Annotated in this window: 15 protein-coding genes; 3 read left to right on the forward strand and 12 right to left on the reverse strand. The window is 41.1% G+C overall.

Annotated features, from left to right (window positions below):
- Nucleotides 1-107 precede the first annotated feature (107 nt).
- From ACFWMP_RS03635 to ACFWMP_RS03650, 4 genes are all read right to left on the reverse strand, one after another.
- Nucleotides 108-1,712, reverse strand: coding sequence for an extracellular solute-binding protein (locus ACFWMP_RS03635; RefSeq protein ID WP_379422006.1), 1,605 nt, complete (start codon nt 1,710-1,712; stop codon nt 108-110).
- A gap of 45 nt (nt 1,713-1,757) precedes the next feature.
- On the reverse strand, nt 1,758-2,681 hold the full coding sequence (locus ACFWMP_RS03640) for a carbohydrate ABC transporter permease (protein ID WP_042187073.1): 924 nt from the start codon (nt 2,679-2,681) through the stop codon (nt 1,758-1,760).
- 17 nt (nt 2,682-2,698) lie between these two features.
- Entirely contained in the window at nt 2,699-3,622 is a 924-nt protein-coding gene (locus tag ACFWMP_RS03645; protein WP_042187071.1) for an ABC transporter permease, read from the reverse strand.
- Between the two features lie 81 nt (nt 3,623-3,703).
- Nucleotides 3,704-5,308 (reverse strand): extracellular solute-binding protein, encoded by a 1,605-nt coding sequence (locus ACFWMP_RS03650; protein ID WP_076283055.1) that lies wholly within the window; start codon nt 5,306-5,308, stop codon nt 3,704-3,706.
- A 257-nt stretch (nt 5,309-5,565) separates the two neighbouring features.
- Here ACFWMP_RS03650 and ACFWMP_RS03655 point away from each other — a divergent pair, with 257 nt between their 5' ends.
- Nucleotides 5,566-7,278: a sensor histidine kinase gene (locus tag ACFWMP_RS03655; protein WP_379422009.1), complete on the forward strand. Its 1,713-nt coding sequence runs from the start codon at nt 5,566-5,568 to the stop codon at nt 7,276-7,278.
- Between the two features lie 24 nt (nt 7,279-7,302).
- The gene (locus ACFWMP_RS03660; RefSeq protein WP_042187065.1) at nt 7,303-8,913 is read left to right on the forward strand and encodes a response regulator transcription factor; all 1,611 of its coding nucleotides are present in this window, start codon (nt 7,303-7,305) and stop codon (nt 8,911-8,913) included.
- Between the two features lie 64 nt (nt 8,914-8,977).
- Here the strand turns inward: ACFWMP_RS03660 and ACFWMP_RS03665 are convergent, their stop codons facing one another.
- A complete protein-coding gene (locus tag ACFWMP_RS03665) occupies nt 8,978-10,072 on the reverse strand; it encodes a glycosyltransferase family 2 protein (protein ID WP_042187063.1) in 1,095 nt (364 codons plus the stop codon).
- Between the two features lie 168 nt (nt 10,073-10,240).
- On the opposite strand from ACFWMP_RS03665, the gene thiD reads away from it, so the two are divergent.
- Entirely contained in the window at nt 10,241-11,053 is an 813-nt protein-coding gene (gene thiD / locus ACFWMP_RS03670; protein ID WP_042187061.1) for a bifunctional hydroxymethylpyrimidine kinase/phosphomethylpyrimidine kinase, read from the forward strand.
- Between the two features lie 90 nt (nt 11,054-11,143).
- Here thiD and ACFWMP_RS03675 read toward each other — a convergent pair whose 3' ends face one another.
- From ACFWMP_RS03675 to ACFWMP_RS03705, 7 genes are all read right to left on the reverse strand, one after another.
- On the reverse strand, nt 11,144-11,518 hold the full coding sequence (locus tag ACFWMP_RS03675) for a DoxX family protein (RefSeq protein ID WP_042187059.1): 375 nt from the start codon (nt 11,516-11,518) through the stop codon (nt 11,144-11,146).
- Between the two features lie 240 nt (nt 11,519-11,758).
- Complete coding sequence (locus ACFWMP_RS03680) at nt 11,759-12,190, reverse strand: RrF2 family transcriptional regulator (RefSeq protein WP_379422013.1); 432 nt, start codon at nt 12,188-12,190, stop codon at nt 11,759-11,761.
- Nucleotides 12,191-12,317: 127 nt separating this feature from the next.
- Nucleotides 12,318-12,746 (reverse strand): hypothetical protein, encoded by a 429-nt coding sequence (locus tag ACFWMP_RS03685; RefSeq protein ID WP_076283059.1) that lies wholly within the window; start codon nt 12,744-12,746, stop codon nt 12,318-12,320.
- A gap of 113 nt (nt 12,747-12,859) precedes the next feature.
- Nucleotides 12,860-14,203: a glycoside hydrolase family 30 protein gene (locus ACFWMP_RS03690; protein WP_379422015.1), complete on the reverse strand. Its 1,344-nt coding sequence runs from the start codon at nt 14,201-14,203 to the stop codon at nt 12,860-12,862.
- A gap of 84 nt (nt 14,204-14,287) precedes the next feature.
- Complete coding sequence (locus ACFWMP_RS03695) at nt 14,288-15,925, reverse strand: type 2 periplasmic-binding domain-containing protein (protein ID WP_379422017.1); 1,638 nt, start codon at nt 15,923-15,925, stop codon at nt 14,288-14,290.
- Between the two features lie 120 nt (nt 15,926-16,045).
- Nucleotides 16,046-16,933 carry a carbohydrate ABC transporter permease gene (locus tag ACFWMP_RS03700; protein ID WP_042187049.1) on the reverse strand — a complete coding sequence of 296 codons (888 nt, stop codon included), beginning with the start codon at nt 16,931-16,933 and terminating at the stop codon, nt 16,046-16,048.
- A 14-nt stretch (nt 16,934-16,947) separates the two neighbouring features.
- Nucleotides 16,948-17,889, reverse strand: coding sequence for an ABC transporter permease (locus ACFWMP_RS03705; RefSeq protein ID WP_042193674.1), 942 nt, complete (start codon nt 17,887-17,889; stop codon nt 16,948-16,950).
- Nucleotides 17,890-18,064: the final 175 nt, after the last annotated feature.

Consider the following 18,064-nt stretch of genomic DNA (forward strand, 5'->3'; position numbering starts at 1 on the left):
AAGAATAAGGAGGTTCTCTTTATGCCACTCGCATAGAGAGAACCTCCTTAGTTTAAATAAGTGAAATAGGATGTTACAGCCTAGCCGTCAGTATTTCACATAATACTCTATTCTACATTCACATAACGACTGTAAGCATCGGTACGAATTTTAACCAGCTTCTCCAGTCCCATTCCCCGCAGCTGTTTCACATAATCAGCCCAGCCCTCGTCAATTTTACCTGTAATTATAAACTGAGCACGCATTGTATTGACATAACTATCGATGTCCGTAGTCAAAGTCGGCAGCAGCTGAAACTCTTCAACGGTGTACATTACATCAGGGAAAGGTGGCGTTGTATAATCACTTCCCAGCTTATCGAGCTGCAGCTTCAGTCCATCTCCGGTTTTTGGGTTTAGAAAGATGGATTTTTCAAACACTGGACTGACATATTTCGGCCCGAAATCCCGGAGTGATTGATCCCAATACCAGGCATCAGCACTGGTACCCATCGGTGGGTCCATCAATGTATAAGAACCGTTAATATTTTTCTTAATAACGGTGTCTATCGCTCCCCAGAAATTTTGAATGCTTGCTTCATTGGTGTAGAACTGATCAGCCCAGCGGGCAGCAATCTCTGGGTATTTGCAAGAAGTGGAAATTAGCAGCTCGTTGCGCTCCAGATTCATTCCATACGGATTTCCTATGGTGTAGCGCTTACCATCCGGTCCTGCAATCGGAGGAATCGTGATATATTGATCACTCCATTTGCCAAACACGGCATCCGGCGTCCACTGATACGAGAATCCTACGATAGGAGCATCCGGATTAAGAAACTTGGCTGATCTCATCGTTTCATCTTGCGTGAATAATTCTTTATCAAGCAAACCTTCGACAAACAATTTATGCTCCCATTTGAGCCCTTCTTTGTACGCCTCTGAAACAGGGTAATATACCGCATTTCCGTCCTGGACGACCATAAAGTTATTGTTCAGATCCGTGATTCCGAAGGGACTGATAAGATCATTACTTACTTCGATAACAGGAATCTCATCCAGCCTTCCATTCCCATTAGGGTCACGTTCTTTAAATGCTTTTAGCACGTTGTATAAATCATCAATCGTATCGGGAATCTTCAATCCCAATTTATCCAGCCAGGTTTTGTTAATCACGGGTTGGCGTGAGCTTTTAGGACGTAATGGTAATCTTGCAGGCAAAGAGTAGATTTTCCCGTCAGGAAAAGTACTGATTTTTTTCAATTCAGGCTCTTCCTGCATGGCTGCTTTGAGGTTAGGCATATAGCTTTCGATATAGTCATCAAGCGGCCTGAATAAGCTTAAATTATTGACGATATCCGAATCTCCGAAGGTCTCACTCCCTAAAATGATATCTGGAAGTGTACCGCTTGCCAGCATAATGGACTTCCGCTCACTCCAATCATTAGCAGACATCACCTGCCATTCGATTTTGACATTCGTATTTTTTTCCAAATCCTTCAGCCATTGATTCTGGATAAAGTTATCTCCCATGCTTCCCCACCGAACCGTTAGAACCTTCAGCGTCATGGGCTTATCCACGATTGGCAAACCTTCTTTATGAAATTGACCCGGATCAGATTCAACAGAGTTTACCCTTTTATCCCCTTTACAGGCTGTAAGGCCAGCAAGCAACGTTGTCACTAGAAGAATGACGGTGATTGTTCTATTGATACTGTTTTTGGGTTGCTTTTTCATTACGGTCTTGCTCCCTCACAAATGTTAGTTGAAAAGTAGAAGAGCTTATTCCTTCACTGCGCCGATCATTACCCCTTGGTTAAAGTATTTTTGCACAAATGGGTATACACACATAATTGGAACAGTTGCTACGATAATAACCGAATACCGCATCATATTTGCGAGCCGTAACGCGATTTGTGCGGCTTCTCCGGTCCCCATACCAGACTGCATCTGATTGGTAATCAGAATATTTCGCAGGATCAGCTGCAAAGGATACATATTAGGATTTTTCAAATAAATCAAGGCATTAAAATATGAATTCCAATAACCTACAGCGATCCATAAACCTAACACTGCAATAATAGCCTTCGACAACGGTAGAACTATCTGTGCAAAATAACGGAGATTGCCACATCCATCAATTTGCGCTGCTTCCCATAAATCGCCCGGAATACTAGTCTGGAAAAAAGTTCGTGCCACTATGATATTAAAAACTCCAACTGCGAAAGGAAGTACCATTACCAAGAAAGTATCATAGAGATGGAAATCACGAACCGTTAAAAAAGTAGGAATCAACCCCCCGTTAAAGAACATTGTAAATATGAAAAACAGCGAAATGTATTTCCGCCCCACAAGGTCCTTTCTTGACAACGCATAGGCAGCTGAAATATTAACTACTAAACCGATTGCAGTCCCAACCACCGTGTACAGGATGGTATTCCAATACCCGATCCAAATATTCTCATGACGAAGTAGCTCTTTATAACCATCAAAAGTAAACCCTTTAGGAAATAACCAAACTTGACCTCCAGCAACCGCAGAAGGATCACTAAACGAAGCAATGACGATAAAATACAGCGGATAGATCAGGATGATTAGAAAAATTGCTGATATAACGTACATCACAATTTCCATTATAGTATCTGAGGAGCGATTCTTCTTTATTTTTCCTACATTTCCTTTAGTCGCTGTCTCTAAACCTCCCATTTCAATGCTCCTCCCTTCTACCACAAGCTATTTTCGCTTAATTTTTTAGAAATCTGATTGACCATGATCAATAAAATAAAATTAATGACCGTGTTGAACAGGTTGATCGCCGACGAAAAGCTATACTGACTGCTGAGCAGACCAATTTTGTAGACATAAGTAGACAGAATTTCACTTGAAGTGATGTTCAAGTCATTTTGCATTAAGTACACCTTTTCAAATCCAACCCCAAGCAGTCCCCCGACCCGCAGGATAAGCAATGTTATCGCTGTTGGCATCAGCATCGGAATATCGATGTAACGAATTTTATGCATCCGACTTGCGCCGTCTACGGTTGCAGCCTCATACAAACTAGGATCAACAGCAGAGAGAGCAGCGATAAAGATAATGCTGTCCCAACCGACATGCTGCCACACATCCGACCAGACGTACACACTGCTGAATAATCCGGCAGAGCCCATTAGATCAGGAGCTTCTTTTCCAAAAAGACTATATACATTGCCCAGTAGTCCGGTGCTAGGTGAGAACAGAATCATCATTAAGCCCACCATAACTACGGTTGAGATAAAATGTGGCATATAGGATACCGTCTGAAAAAACCGTCTAAAACGGTTTGGTCTCATCTGGTTAACCATCAGCGCAAGTATAATCGGAATCGGAAACGTAATCAGACTGTACACACTGATAATTAGCGTATTTTTGATCGTTGCAGAAAATTGATAGGAATTAAAAAACTTCTCGAAGTATTTGAATCCGGCCCATGGACTTCCGCCTATTCCCAACGCCGGGCTATAATCCTTAAAGGCAATGAGCACCCCATACATGGGTTTATATGCGAATAATAACGTAAGGACTACTGCAGGAAAAAGCAACGTATATAAACCCCAGTTTTGTTTGATTTGTCCGAGTTTCCGACTCAAATGAATTGGATCAGATTTCATAACATCCCCTCCTTATTAAAAATAGAGAATGCTACCCCACAAATTTATGTAGGGCAGCACCTTTTTCGAAAGACGAATAGGTTATTTCACACTCATATAACGACTGTAAGCATCTGTGCGAATCTTAACTAATTTTTCAAGCCCCATTTTATTAAGCTGTTTGACATAATCATCCCAGCCTTCGTCAATTCCGCCTTTGCTAATAAATTGAGCGCGCATTGTATTCACATAACCGTCGATATCCGTGGTCAAGGTTGGCAGCTCCTCGAACTCATCGGAGGTATACATAACGTTAGGGAAAGGCTCTGTTACATATTCACTACCCAGCTTATCCAGCTGCAGCTTCAGTCCATCTCCACTTTCAGGATTAAGAACGATTTTCTGTTCAAAGGACGGGCTCACATATTTTGGTCCGAAATCTCGAAGAGACTGATCCCAATACCAGGCATCTGCGCTGGTTCCAGCTGGTGGATCCATCAATGTATAGGTGCTGTCATCATTCTTCTTAATTACAGTTCCAATCGCACCCCAAAAATTCTGAATGCTCGCTTCGTTCGTGTAGAACTGATCTGCCCAACGCGCAGCAACCTCTGGATACTTACTCGAAGTAGTAATCAGCAGTTCATTACGGTTAAGACTCATCCCAATTGGATTACCGATTGTATAACGCTTACCATCCGGTCCGGCAATCGGTGGAATCGTCACATATTGATCGCTCCATTTACCAAACACAGCGTCCGGGGTCCACTGATACGTAAAGCCTACGATTGGAGCATCCGGATTTTGGAACTTCGCCGATCTCATCGTATCATCCTGAGTGAATACCTCTTTATCTAATAAACCTTCCGCATACAATTTATTTTCCCATTTAAGGCCTTCTTTGAACTCCTCCGAAACAGGGAAATAGATCGCTTTTCCGTCCTTGATGATCATATTGTTGTTATTCAAGTCGGCAATTCCGAAAGGACTGATCAAGTCATTCCCAATTTCAATAAAAGGAATCTCATCTTGTTTGCCATTTCCGTTTGGATCTTGTTCTTTGAAAGCTTTAAGTACGTTGTATAACTCATCAATCGTTTCAGGAGCCTTCAGGCCCAATTTATCGAGCCAAGTTTTGTTAATCACAGGCTGACGAGAGCTTTTTGGACGCGATGGAAGTCTTGTTGGCAGTGAATAGATTTTCCCGTCAGGAAAAGTGCTGATTTTTTTCAACTCAGGCGTTTCTTCCATGGCCGCTTTAAGATTTGGCATATTTTTTTCAATATAATCATCTAACGGCCGGAAAAAGCTTAGATTATTAACGATATCAGAATCTCCGAAGGTTTGATTTCCGAGGATAATGTCTGGAAGTGTACCGCTAGCCAGCAGAATGGACTTCTGTTCGGCCCAGTCATTGGAGGACATCACTTGCCATTCGATTTTGACATTTGTATTTTTCTCCAGATCCTTCAGCCATTGGTTCTGCGTAAACGTGTCTCCCATGCTTCCCCAACGTACGGTCAGCACCTTAAGTGTTACAGGCTCATTAACAATTGGCAGACCTTCTTTGTTGTAACTGCTCGTCTCACTAGTCGCAGCATTATTCCCGTCTTTTCCGCCGCAGCCAGCAATACCAAATACCATAGCCGCCGCCAGCAGACCCACAGTCCATTTCTTTGCCGTCTTTTTCTTACTGTGTTGACTCATCCTCTTAATCCCCCATTTCAATTAATCAAAGATTATCTGAATAGCTTAATCATAACGTCTTATTTTTTCGTATTCCGGACCCTTTAAGACGGTTATCCAGACCTTTGAATCCGCTTACAAAAAACACGAAATCAAAAGCCTTCGCTTGAAGGGACTTAATAACAGTATCCCGACTTCTGTATGTGCTTTCCGGACTTTGCGGTAAATCGCTAGCGAGTTCTCCTGTATTTTTCCTGCAGAGGTCTTATAATGATTTTATGAACAAAAAAACAGCGAAGCACAAAACCTACCCCATTCGTCATTATATAAAAGTCATGATGGCAGTCTCGTTCACAGTCCTCATTCTGGATTTAGCGATCAGCATTACTTCCATTTCTATCGTTAAGCAGCAGTCCACTCGAAATTTACAGGATACTGCGGCACTCTACATTAATCGTATCAATCATGATTTCGCTTACATTAATCACTATATGGGCTGGACGCTTGGGAACGATGAGAGCTTGCTTGCGATGAATACTTACGGGGTCAACAGTATCGAGTTCTTGAAGGCAAATGATAATCTGCATAAACGCTTTACCGAGCTGCAAAAAAACTACGGACATGAGTACAACTTTTTCTACTATTTGAAAAATGAGAACTACTTTTTAAATTGTGCACCGATCAGTGTGACCTATACGGATTACAGGCAGCTCAAAACGAAGATTATTTCTTATATTGATGATAAGGAGATGTATGAGAAGTTTTATTCCAAATGGACGCCTATCCTTGTTAACAACCACTACTACGTAATTAATATCGTTCCTTATTACAATCGTTATTTAATTGGACTGATCTCCGCCGATAATCTGATCCGTCCTCTACGCCAAATTAATCTGGGTGCCAATGGTTATGTTTCTCTCGTAGATGAGAATGAACAGCCTTTATCGAGTCCCATATCGAACAGCGGAAAGCTGATAACGGAAGAGAGAGGCTTCTCTAATCTTTTGCAATCGCGTACAACAATCAACAGCGCCTTCTCGGACACCACCTTCAGCACTAAAATGGTCATTAAATATGGCATATTCGAAAAAATAATCATTGCTCAGCTGCTTATAATGTTACTCTTCTTCATTGTCACTTCCACTTTATGCATCGTCCTGCTGTTTTTCAAGAAAAGAGTACTAGGCCCGATTCAAAGCTTCTCTGAGAACCTTGCTTTCATTAATGAGGCTGGGCAACCCGCAGATTTCAAAAGCAGTGAGATTATAGAGCTGGAACAAGCAAACACACAGTTTAAAGATTTAGTTGATCAAATCAAAACCTTCAAAATCGCTATGTACGAGCAGGAACTGGAGAAGCAGCGGATACAACTGGATTATATGAAGCTACAGATCAAGCCCCACTTTTTCTTAAATTGCCTGACTAGCATCTATAGCATGGCCCAAATTGAAATGTATAAAGAAATTGAGAATATGACGTTATCTACGTCGAAATATTTCCGTTATATTTTTCAAAATGGAGAGAATTTTGTCCGGCTGGAGGATGAAATTGAGCATGTCCGAACCTATCTAGAGATTCAAAAGCAACGATATCAGGATGCATTTATTTACAATATTGAGCAAGAGGATCAGGCAAGCTGTGTGGAAATTCCGCCATTAGTGCTGCAAACCTTCATTGAAAATTCTATTAAATATGCGATTTCACGAGAACATGAAGTAGAGATCAGGCTTACAGTCCAGCGATTACGGATTGAAGAGGAAGACATGCTCGTTATCCAGCTCACCGACACCGGTCCCGGTTTTCCACCGCAAGTGTTAGAGAAGCTTAATCTTGGTGAGCCCTTGGATCAAAGCAACGGTATGCAGATCGGTATTATGAATACGCTTAAACGGCTGGAATATCTCTATTTAAAAAGAGCAACTATCACCTTTTCCAATTTGGAGAGCGGCGGCGCTAGTGTAATCTTATCTCTCCCGGAGCTTCCTAAATAAATCTAAATGAATGGAGAGCTAACTATGAATGTACTGCTTGTTGATGATGACTTTTATGTTATTGCTGCATTGCAAAAGAGAATAGATTGGGAATCGTTACACATTGATACTGTCTATACAGCAAATAATGTCGCTCAGGCACGTGAAATAATAGAAAAGCATTCTATTCAAATTCTAATTTCGGATATTGAAATGCCTCAGGGCAGCGGATTGGAATTACTGGCCTGGATTCGCGAAGGGAATTATAGTATTCAGACTATACTTCTTACTAATTATGCGGATTTCAACTATGCCCAGAAAGCGATTGAATTGCAAAGCTTTGAATATTTTCTTAAGCCCATCGAATTTGATAAGCTGATGCTGATTATCCATAAGGCTGTCACACAGGCAAAAGAGCAGCAAAGAAATGAAAAAGCCATTCAAGGCGGTTACTTTTGGCAAAAAAACCAAGCGAAGATTCTCGAGCATTTTTGGCGTAAGTTGGTTAGTGGAAGCACATCATTTCCGATTAAATTAGCGGACATCACCCTTGCCATTGAGGAACAGAACCTCTCCTATCAAATGAGTGACACTCTGCAGCCTTTAATCTTTAACCTATTTCCTTACAACGGCAGTATGGGAAAAGAAGAGAAGGATCTTTTTGATTTTGCTCTGCTGAACGTATTATATGAATTGTTACAGAGTCCTTGCTTTACCATCGAGAGTATTCTGGAATATAAAGATTATAATTGGATCGCCATATTAAAATGGAATCAGACACCAGACACGTCCTTGCTTGAAGAATTATGCTCTTCCTTTATTCAAAAGGCGATTCCTTATTTAAAATGCGACGTCTGCTGCAATATTGGTTTATACGATAAACTGAATCATGTGGGGAATGTTCTGAAACAATCGCTTCGCATGGATGAGGAAATTACGAGATGCAGAAATCAGACTTTTTTAGTGGAAGCCTATCTCTATCAAAATAAAACTGGCTATACGCCACCGGATCTTGTCTATTTGGAAGAGCTGCTGAACCAGAATCAGTTCACTACTTTTCTTGAGGAAGTTACGAAATCTCTAAGGGTTATGCTTAACAATAGAACTCTGGAGACCTCTGTCCTTAGCTTGTTCCGCTTAGATATTGTTCAGCTAGTCTATTCATTTCTCAACCTCAAAGGGATACGGTCACACAAACTATACTCCGGCAAAACTAACGATAAATTATCCTTGCACTCTCTGAACTCGATCGAGGATATGGAAGAATATCTTAAATATCTAGTGACTACAGCGATGAAATACCGTGAGTTTGCCGCACAGACCAAATCCGTCGCGGAGGAAATCAAACAATACATTCATTCGCATTACGGTGATGATCTGACACGAAATGATTTGGCCGAAATTGTCTACCTCAATCCTGATTATCTGGCAAGAATATTCAAACGAGAAACTGGTGTTTCATTAGGCAGCTACGTCATCCAAGTTAGAATCGCGGCTGCAAAGCATCTATTGGAAACCACAAATATGTCTGTTTATACTGTCGCAAACAAGGTTGGCTATAACAACTACTCCTATTTCTCTAAGCTGTTCAAACAAGAGGTTGGACTCCCTCCCAACGATTACAAAAAAGAACAACAATACAATCCAGCATATTAAAAAGAGGGTGTCTTAACGACGAAAACCCCCAGAGTCAAAATCATGACTACTGGGGGCATTTTTGTTAAGCTTGAATCGCTACATATTTGTCGCCAAGCAGATTTTTAAAATAAGTGCGGTTATATAACATGCTAGGATGGGACGGATAAAAGTTCAACGCCGTTTCATTATGATGATTCGCTAACTCGTGTTGGCCAAGGCGATCATAACAGAGTGCCAATTGGAGATGCGGCAGCCAGGTATAAAAAATCCCATTTTTCATCCCCATCGAATCGTTATCCCGTGGCAGCTGTATCGCAAGCTCATACCAGTATGTTGCTGGGTGCAATTGACCCTTTTCCAATAGAAGGGCCCCAAGTCGGCAGCAGAACTCTGAACGTGGTTTATCGTACTGTAACGTTCTGCATAATGCTTCATATGCACCGTCTTTATCCCCCAGCCGTTCCCGGCATTCGGCAAGCCTTAAGCAAGCTTGAAAATTATCTTCTATCCAGCCCTGTCCACCCGCCAAAAACAGCTCGTAGTATTTGCAAGCCTCTTCATTTATAGCATGATCCCTTAATTCATTCGCATAATAATACTGATCCCTTGGAGAGAATGCTTCACCCTCGGCCACTCTTTTTTGGTAAATCCGCAAATTACGGTCTGTATATTCCTTATCCTTCTCATGGGTAATACAGACATCGCTACTAAAGGAAGGGCCACTTACCTCTAGATACTCATGTACTGGGCCAATCCATTGAAAATTGCAGCTCCGGCGAACTAGCCGATTCCGACGCAAGCTAGCTGTGACATTACCCGCCTCGTCAAAAGCCAAATTATACTGCATGTTCACGCTGTGAAAATGTCCTGGCAGAATCTCCTTTAGCTTTTTAAACAGAATCTGATCCGCTTCCTTTATATAGTCATCCGCATCCAGCCACAAAATATACTCCTGAGTAGCTTTACTGAAGGCAAAATTACGTGCGGCACTAAAGTTATCGATCCATTCAAAATCGTAAATCACAGCTCCGTAGGACATTGCGATCTCTTTCGTCTTATCCGTCGAGCCTGTATCCACGATAACCACTTCATCTACAAGATTTGCAACGCTAGACAAACATTTATGCAGGCTTTTTTCTTCATTTCGTACAATCATACATAAACTAATCGTGACCATACTCGCCCTCCTAAGCGTTTTGTTTAAAATTTCTTTCTATATTGATATGCAGGGTTAGTGAAATGGAATCCTACACTTGCTTTTTAGAAAGACTTAGGTGCTATTTTTTGTTATAATCAATGCAATGCGTTGTTTATAAATTCAGACATATATAAAGGGGACGTTACCATGACTCAAATTATTAAAACTCTAACTATTGCAGGCAGCGACTCCAGTGGTGGCGCAGGCATCCAAGCGGATCTAAAAACATTTGAAGAGTATGGTACCTACGGCTTTAGTGCCTTGACAACTATCGTTACAATGGACCCGGACAACGGCTGGCACCATAATGTTTATCCAATTGACGCCTCCATTGTTGCTGAGCAGCTAAAAACTATTTTCGCAGGTGGTCCAGTAAATGCCATGAAGACAGGTATGCTGGGAAGTGTTGAAATTGTGCGTGTTGCTGAGCAAGCGATCAAAGAAAATCTACAGACCAATGTAGTGATTGATCCGGTCATGGTCTGCAAGGGTGAAGATGAAGTCTTGAACCCAGACAGCGCGGAGGCTATTCGTGATTTACTGCTGCCACTTGCCACTGTGGTTACACCAAATCTGTTTGAAGCTGGCGTTCTTTCAGGTCTTGGCAAACTTTCTACCCTAGAGGATATGAAAGAAGCTGCTCGTCTGATTCATAAGCTCGGAGCAAGTAATGTCGTGGTTAAAGGCGGCAAAGCACTCGGGGGCGATCAAGCGATTGATGTCTTCTTCGACGGTGCTGAGTACACCGTATTTCAAACAGCCAAAATCGAGCCTGCTCACAATCATGGGGCTGGATGTACCTTTGCCGCTGCCATTACAGGCGGTTTAGCTAACGGTCTGTCCGTTCATGAAGCTGTAGCAAAAGCTAAAGATTTTGTCTCCGCTGCCATTCGCAATGGCTTTGCGTTCAATGAATATGTGGGTCCTGTATTTCATGGTGGCTATCGTTTAGAACGTTAGAACCCTAAGCTACAGATCCTGAAACAAAAATGGCAGTCCAGATGCTGTATTTCAGCACTGAACTGCCATTTTTTTATTGGGTGAGTATAATTACTTAAACCCTGGAAAATCAGCCAGATCGGAAAGACGGATGAAAAATACAATAATTGCTAACACGCCAAGCAGGATAATCGGAAACGTCTCTTTGAACGAATCTTTTTCGCGTATATGAACCAGAATTCCGCCGATAGCTGTAACGCCAAGTATAAGTGCGCCTGCTGCTGCCCAGCTAGGCTCCCAGTAGCCAACAACCAATACTGCCGCTGCCACAATCTCAACTAGACCCGTTACTACTCGAAACCATTGTGGTAAACGCCATTTTTTAAAGTTATCCACGTGCATTTTTGAACCCGCTACTTTTCCCGACCCTGCCATAACGAAAGCAAGTATCAACAAGCTTTGTAATACGATGGATACAATATTCATGATCATCACTCCCTAAAATAATTTGCAACTATAATAAGCACATATTAAAGTACATGAACCCACTGCTAAACAATAGATGTTACTTACGCTACTCCGCTTTGTTTATTCCCCCTTGCTATTATATGTGCTCACCTCAAGCACAATACCTACAAAATAAAATTGCAGTGCCGACTGCAACTCACTTTATTATAGTAGCTTAATAAATATTTTACCAGTACCTTTTTTTTGAAAATTAAAATATTAAGAAAAAAACTCTACCCGCTCCATCACATTAGTAATCGTATATTGGCGTAAATATTGAATGGTCCGTTGTTCTGTCTCCTGGAGAATTTTTTCAAGCTCTACATCGAGCAAAGCACTTGCTCCACAGGCCATATCCACTTCTAACTCCTCCGTCGTTGTACTAACTGCTTCATAAATCTCTCCCAGTGTAATCTCATCGGCAGATTTCAGAAGAACGTACCCGCCTTCTCTTCCACCTTTGGACTCCACGATTCCCGCAGTTGCCAAAGACTGCATCACTCTACGCATAAAGGTTGCGTGTGAATTGACTTGGCTTGCAATCATTGAACTAGATAGGATGCTCCCGCTTTTAGCCAGCCAAACGATCGAATGTACCGCTATTTTAAAACGGGGAGGTCCGATGTTCACTCCACGATTAGCTGTACTCATGCCCCATCTCCCCTTTCAACTGCAATTATATAAAGCACATTATAGAGTAAAACAAGGGATGGAGCAAACCAACAAGGGCATATTCCATAGGAATATACCCTGTAATATTTAGCGTTTCTATGATTGATTATTCAAAATTCGCAAACTTAATACTTTGCTTATGCTTACGTCTATTCTGATCATTCCACGAGAGAACGACTTCCAGTTCTTTTGCCCCACTCTTTATAAAAAATTGACTAAAGCTAACCGTCTCATTCGGTCTCATATCATAGCTAAATGGATCAGCTAAGATGATTTGTTCCTGATTAGCGTCTTGTACTGGTCGATACAACTCAAAGGTTACATCTATCGTATCTTCACTCAAATTTGTGACTAATAGCTCGTAGCTCTTATATTTTTCCGGCTGTGGCGAAGGCAGTTTACTTTTATGGAGCTCCACTGCCCATTTGGTTGTTTCACTCTTTACAGGTAGCATACTTTTAACCGCATAAATACTAGAGCCACCAGTAATCATCAAACACAGAACTAGCAGCGTCAGCACAAACCTTCTATTCAATGCTCATATCTCCTCGCTATAGGTATGCGTTTAAGATTCACGAACACTGATTTTTTATGCATTTTTCGGCAAAAAAAGTACTCGAATCTAAATTCGAGCACTTCATACACATATTATTTAATTAAAATAGATAAAGCACTTTTAGAGCCTAAACGGAACGATAAATCATCCTTACCCTGCAATTTCACAGCTACATTCTCAGCCTTTTCACTATCGTTGAACAGAACAACCGCAATAGAGTGGTCTGTATTCTTAAAAGCTACGGAACGAATCACTTCTTGATTAGTGGAAGCGTCAATACGTACAGCCTTAGGGCGAATGAATTTGCTGAAGTGTGCCAGTGCATAGTAGTCCAGTGTATACGTAAGTTCCTTAGTCTCTTGGTTGACCGTCACAATACCGCGACAAGTACTTTTACCAAAGCCCGGTACAGTTGGACCGTTCTTCTCATCTAAGGCCATATTCCACAAGACAAAGGATTTACTATGGTTTCTAAGAATATCAATCCCTGTTCTCATGACATTCGAGAAGGCTTGTTCAAACGGAGGAATCCATTCTCCACCAGAACCTTCTGTGAAATGCACTTCTTTATCCGCGAAAGCTCTCAGCACCTCTGATTGTGCTGACGCATTCCCGCCATACCAGTGCCAGGCAACACCGTCCACTTCATCTTTCGCATAATCGAGCACCGTGAGTGGATAATCCGGACGATCCCAGTTGTGATCATAGCAGAGAACTTTTGTATGGATGTTGTTTTTCACGAAGCTAGGCTTCAAATAATTTTTAATGAAATCTCTTTGCGCCTCTGGCAACATTAACATACTAGGATAGTGCTTTGGTTCAAAAAGAGGCTCGTTCTGCGGGGTTACCGCATAAGTTGGCAGACCATGCTTTTCAAATGCTTGAATGTATCGTACAAAATAATCGGCATAAGCCTGGTAATATTCTTGTTTAAGTTCACCGGCGATCATCGATCCGCTAGTCTTCATCCAGCCTGGTGCACTCCAAGGCGAAGCCATCAGCTTGATCTCAGGGTTAAGTTCCAGTGCTTGTTGTAACAAAGGGATAATATCAGCTTCATCATGTGCGATGGAGAAATGAGTTAATTCTGTATCGGTTTCCTGAGCAGGCATATCGTCATAGCTATAAATATCTCTAGCATAATCCGATGCTCCCATTGGATTTCTTAATACGGACAAGCCAATTCCATCTTGGGAATCAAAAAGCTTGCTCATGACTTCTTTTTTCTGTTCATGATTCAGGACTTGGTTAATCAAGTAGGCGGATGAATCCGTAAAGGATGCCCCAAAGCCATCCATTTCCTGAAAGGTTTGATTCTCATCGAGGTTTACAGTAGTGACCGGCTCATCTGAAGCCATTGGAGTCAATTGTTCTAGCGTTTGCTCTACGAACAATTCGTTTTCCCCTGTAGATTGATAAATTTTAAGTTTTGTCATGTTGTTTCCCTCCACTTTTCTATATATTTTGCTATGTTTCTGTATGATAAGGCCCCGGTAAAGGGGCCCCATCCAGCCTTTTACTTATTTAAGACCTAATTTTTCTTTGTTGTTCTTCATTTTTTCAGTGCGAATTTCTGCGATCTTATCCCAGTTGTTATCCTTCAAGAATGATTTGTAAGCAGCCAAGGTGCTATCAAATGTTGCTTCATCCTTAGCACGAATCATACTCACAAGCGTAGTGTTCCAATTTGTATCGATTGCAGATAGACTACGAGCTTCAGGCGTTCCTTGAGCCGGGTTGATATTTTCAAGAATAAAGTGTGGTTTCAGCTTACCTTTACCCCACTCTTGCATTTGTTTAATAGAATCTGCGAATGCGTCATTACTTAGAGCTTTATCGCGGTCATGTCCAAAGAACATAAATTCGCCCATCCGGTAATCCTTTTTAAATTTATCAGCATTATTCAATTGAAGATCTTTGATTTCAGGTAAAAATTCAATTTTACCATCTTCGTTAACCTTATAGGTCTCCCCTTCAATACCATAGTTCATAAGCTTTTGTCCTTCTTCACTCAATAGATAAGTGTAGATCTGAATCGCTTTGGCAGGGTCCTTAGCCTTTTTAGTGACATAGGTAATCATCCAGCCTGTAATTCCTGACTGATTCAACGTTGGCTCATGTCCAACTGTGCTTTGCGGTCCATCAATAGCGATATATTCTTTGTCTGGATTTTCTGTCATGAAGATTTGCAGGTTACCACTTTGTTGAGGTGTTCCATCGAGCATCAGCGTTGCATATTTACCGGATTTCAATTTTTCTTCAAAAGCCGTCCCGTCATCTGCAAAGCTGTCATCGCTGATGTCACCATTTCTGTAGACTTCATTTAATGTTTTCAACCAAGTCAGATAATCCTCATCTAGGTTACGGTTGTAGAATTCACCATTTTCGGTTTCCATCGGTACGCCGATGAAATCCTGAAGAACATCTCCCAAAGAACCAGTGCCTGTGCCAATAGAGTTAAAACCAAAAGGAATCATTGCCGGGAATTGCTTTTTGATTTGCTGCATAACACTCTTGAATTCTTCAGGAGTTCCAATAGTTGGTTTTCCAATCGCTTCATAAACATCCTTACGGATGACGAATGCCGTTTTAGCAGGAATGTTACCGCTGTCAAAATCGTTTTGCGTATTAGAATAGTTAGGATAGCCATAAGTCTTACCGTCTGCTAATTGGAACCAGTTCATCGTATCTTTTGCTGCTACTTTATTGAAATAAGGATCATATTTATCTGCCAGGTCATTCAAAGGCAATGCCCAAGTTGCGGCTTTTTGTACCACTGGTGAGTTCGAATCAAAGATAGTCAACATATCCGGCATTTCGCCACCGGCAAAAATAGTATTTAACTTCGTGTCGTCCCCAGTAATGAATTTAATATTGATGTTCAGGTCCTCTTTAATCTTTTTAGTAACGAGGTCCTTACCAAAGTCTGTGTTCCACCAATCCGCATTTACATACCAAGTGAGATCCGTAGTTTCTTCTTTTTTATCAAGCTTCCAAGCTGGTGTTTCTGGGTCAATTGTATATCGCCCTTCAATGGAGCTTAATTCTTTGCTGGAGTTATCAGAACTACCCTTCGATCCACAACCCGTAAATACCAATACAACAGCCATAAGCGCAGTACAAAGTTTGAGTCCTTTTTTCCCAAATGCTTTGTTCATCCCTTGTTTCCCCCTAAAAAAGTTTTGGTAGTAACGGAAGTGTAGATCTGATAGTACAAGCTACACTTCCGATGGATCATTTCGTACATAAGTGTTTGTTATAAAATCCCTCCAATCTTTCTATTCTTTCACCGCCCCCATCATCATTCCTGAAATAAAGTACCTCTGTAATATTGGATACATCACAACAATCGGCAAAGTTGTAATGACAATTGTTGCTAGTTGAACCCCTTTAGTAGTAGTTTCGATAATCGCAGATCCGCCGACATTTTGCATGGATTGCGTTTGCGACTGAACGATAATTTCATAGAGCTTCATCTGCAGCGGATACAGTGCTTGATCGGTAATGTATAATTTGGTAGTCATAAAGTCATTCCACTGCCCAACCCCGTTAAATAACGCGATCGTAGCCATAGCCGGCATGGAAAGAGGGATAAAAATCTTCAGGAATATACGCCAGTCACCTGCACCATCGATTTTGGCCGACTCTTCAAGTGAATCCGGTACGTTTCTAAAGAAGTTCATTAGAATAACTACGTCATAATAACTGAACAAGGCTGGGATAATATAAACCCAAAAGCTGTTCAATAGACCGAGTGATTTAATCAATAAATACGTTGGAATCATACCACCTGAGAAGAACATGGTGATTACACCCATGGCAACGTATAGCTTGCGGCCACGTATGTATTTTTTACTCAAGCCATAACCGATCATCGCGCAAAAGAATACGTGGGTAATGACACCGATGAACGTTTTGGCAATGGAGACTAGAAAGGCTAATCCTATCGTCTCGTCATTAAATACTGCGCGGTAATTCTCTAAGGAGAAATCAGTAGACCAGAATATAAATCCACCTTCCGCGAGCGCTTTACCTGAGCTTAAGGAGGATATGACCACATTCCATAAAGGAACAACGATAATTACAGTACAGATACAGAGTAAAATAATATTTATAGTGTTAAAGATTCGACTGTCGAGATCTTCTTTAGCTACCGTACGATTCACAAAAATGCCTCCTTCTACAGAACTGATTGATTATCATTTAATTTGCTGGACACTTTGTTGGCACTAATCAGTAGGATCACAGAAACAATGGAGACACCTAAACCAACAGCAGTAGCATAAGAGAAGTCACCTTGCGTCATACCCATACGATACACATAAGAATTGATTACCTCTGCTTTGGCACGGTTCTGAGAATTCATCAAGACCAATGTTTGATCCAGATTGGATCCTAATAAACCGCTTACAGTCAGAATCAGATTTAAACTGATAATTGGCTTCATATTAGGTAGGGTAATATTCCAAATTTGTCTCATACGACTTGCCCCATCTATTTTGGCAGCTTCATAATAAGTAGGATCAATTTTGGACATGATGGCTAAGTATAAAATTGTTCCCCAACCTGCCTCTTTCCAAATATCCGATAACGTTGCAATCCACCAATACTTGTTCGCATCAAGCAAGATATTTACCGGTTTCGAAATGATTCCCAAATTGAGCAGGATTTCGTTAAACATACCGGAGGAAGAGAACCAAGCAATCAACATCCCGCCCAGAACGATCCAGGACAAAAAGTGTGGTAAATAAGAGATTGTTTGTACTATTTTCTTAAAGCGTCCACCGCTTAATTCATAAATCATGACGGATAGAATAATTGGAATAACAAAACCTATAGCTAATTTCAGAAAGCTGATCCCCAAGGTATTGACTACAGCATCCCAAAAATATTTGTCTGATAAAATAATTCTGAAATTATCAAGCCCCACCCATGGTGCAGAATCGAGCGTGTCTATTACGGTGTAGCTCTTAAAAGCAATCGTTAATCCGTAAATAGGAATGAAACAAAAGATAATCATAAAAATGATTCCCGGGATGACCATGGACTGAATCTCCCATTGCCTCTTATAATCAATCACAAATTCTTTGACCCTCTGTCCCATAGGTTTCTTACTGTTCATTGGATTCTTCCCGTTCACTGGCACTACGGCTAATTTATCCACGTTTTTCTTCTCCCCTCCAAATCATGATCCCCATAACAATAAAAACGTTTTTATTTCTTTTTAAAAAAAACCTCCTAAAAGCAATAAAATTATCAAGCATAAACGCCTTCAGTGTCCTTATCAGGACGATATA

Origin of the sequence: Paenibacillus sp. NPDC058367 (genome assembly GCF_042723305.1) — a bacterium.
Lineage (GTDB): Bacteria > Bacillota > Bacilli > Paenibacillales > Paenibacillaceae > Paenibacillus_AQ.

Coding starts and splice junctions, on each gene's coding strand:
- ACFWMP_RS03665 (WP_042187063.1), bottom strand. CDS start 10,072: ATGGTCACGATTAGTTTATGTATGATTGTACGAAATGAAGAAAAAAGC.
- ACFWMP_RS03650 (WP_076283055.1), bottom strand. CDS start 5,308: ATGAGTCAACACAGTAAGAAAAAGACGGCAAAGAAATGGACTGTGGGT.
- ACFWMP_RS03695 (WP_379422017.1), bottom strand. CDS start 15,925: ATGAACAAAGCATTTGGGAAAAAAGGACTCAAACTTTGTACTGCGCTT.
- ACFWMP_RS03675 (WP_042187059.1), bottom strand. CDS start 11,518: ATGAATATTGTATCCATCGTATTACAAAGCTTGTTGATACTTGCTTTC.
- ACFWMP_RS03680 (WP_379422013.1), bottom strand. CDS start 12,190: ATGAGTACAGCTAATCGTGGAGTGAACATCGGACCTCCCCGTTTTAAA.
- ACFWMP_RS03705 (WP_042193674.1), bottom strand. CDS start 17,889: ATGAACAGTAAGAAACCTATGGGACAGAGGGTCAAAGAATTTGTGATT.
- thiD (WP_042187061.1), top strand. CDS start 10,241: ATGACTCAAATTATTAAAACTCTAACTATTGCAGGCAGCGACTCCAGT.
- ACFWMP_RS03645 (WP_042187071.1), bottom strand. CDS start 3,622: ATGAAATCTGATCCAATTCATTTGAGTCGGAAACTCGGACAAATCAAA.
- ACFWMP_RS03690 (WP_379422015.1), bottom strand. CDS start 14,203: ATGACAAAACTTAAAATTTATCAATCTACAGGGGAAAACGAATTGTTC.
- ACFWMP_RS03660 (WP_042187065.1), top strand. CDS start 7,303: ATGAATGTACTGCTTGTTGATGATGACTTTTATGTTATTGCTGCATTG.
- ACFWMP_RS03655 (WP_379422009.1), top strand. CDS start 5,566: ATGAACAAAAAAACAGCGAAGCACAAAACCTACCCCATTCGTCATTAT.
- ACFWMP_RS03640 (WP_042187073.1), bottom strand. CDS start 2,681: ATGGGAGGTTTAGAGACAGCGACTAAAGGAAATGTAGGAAAAATAAAG.
- ACFWMP_RS03635 (WP_379422006.1), bottom strand. CDS start 1,712: ATGAAAAAGCAACCCAAAAACAGTATCAATAGAACAATCACCGTCATT.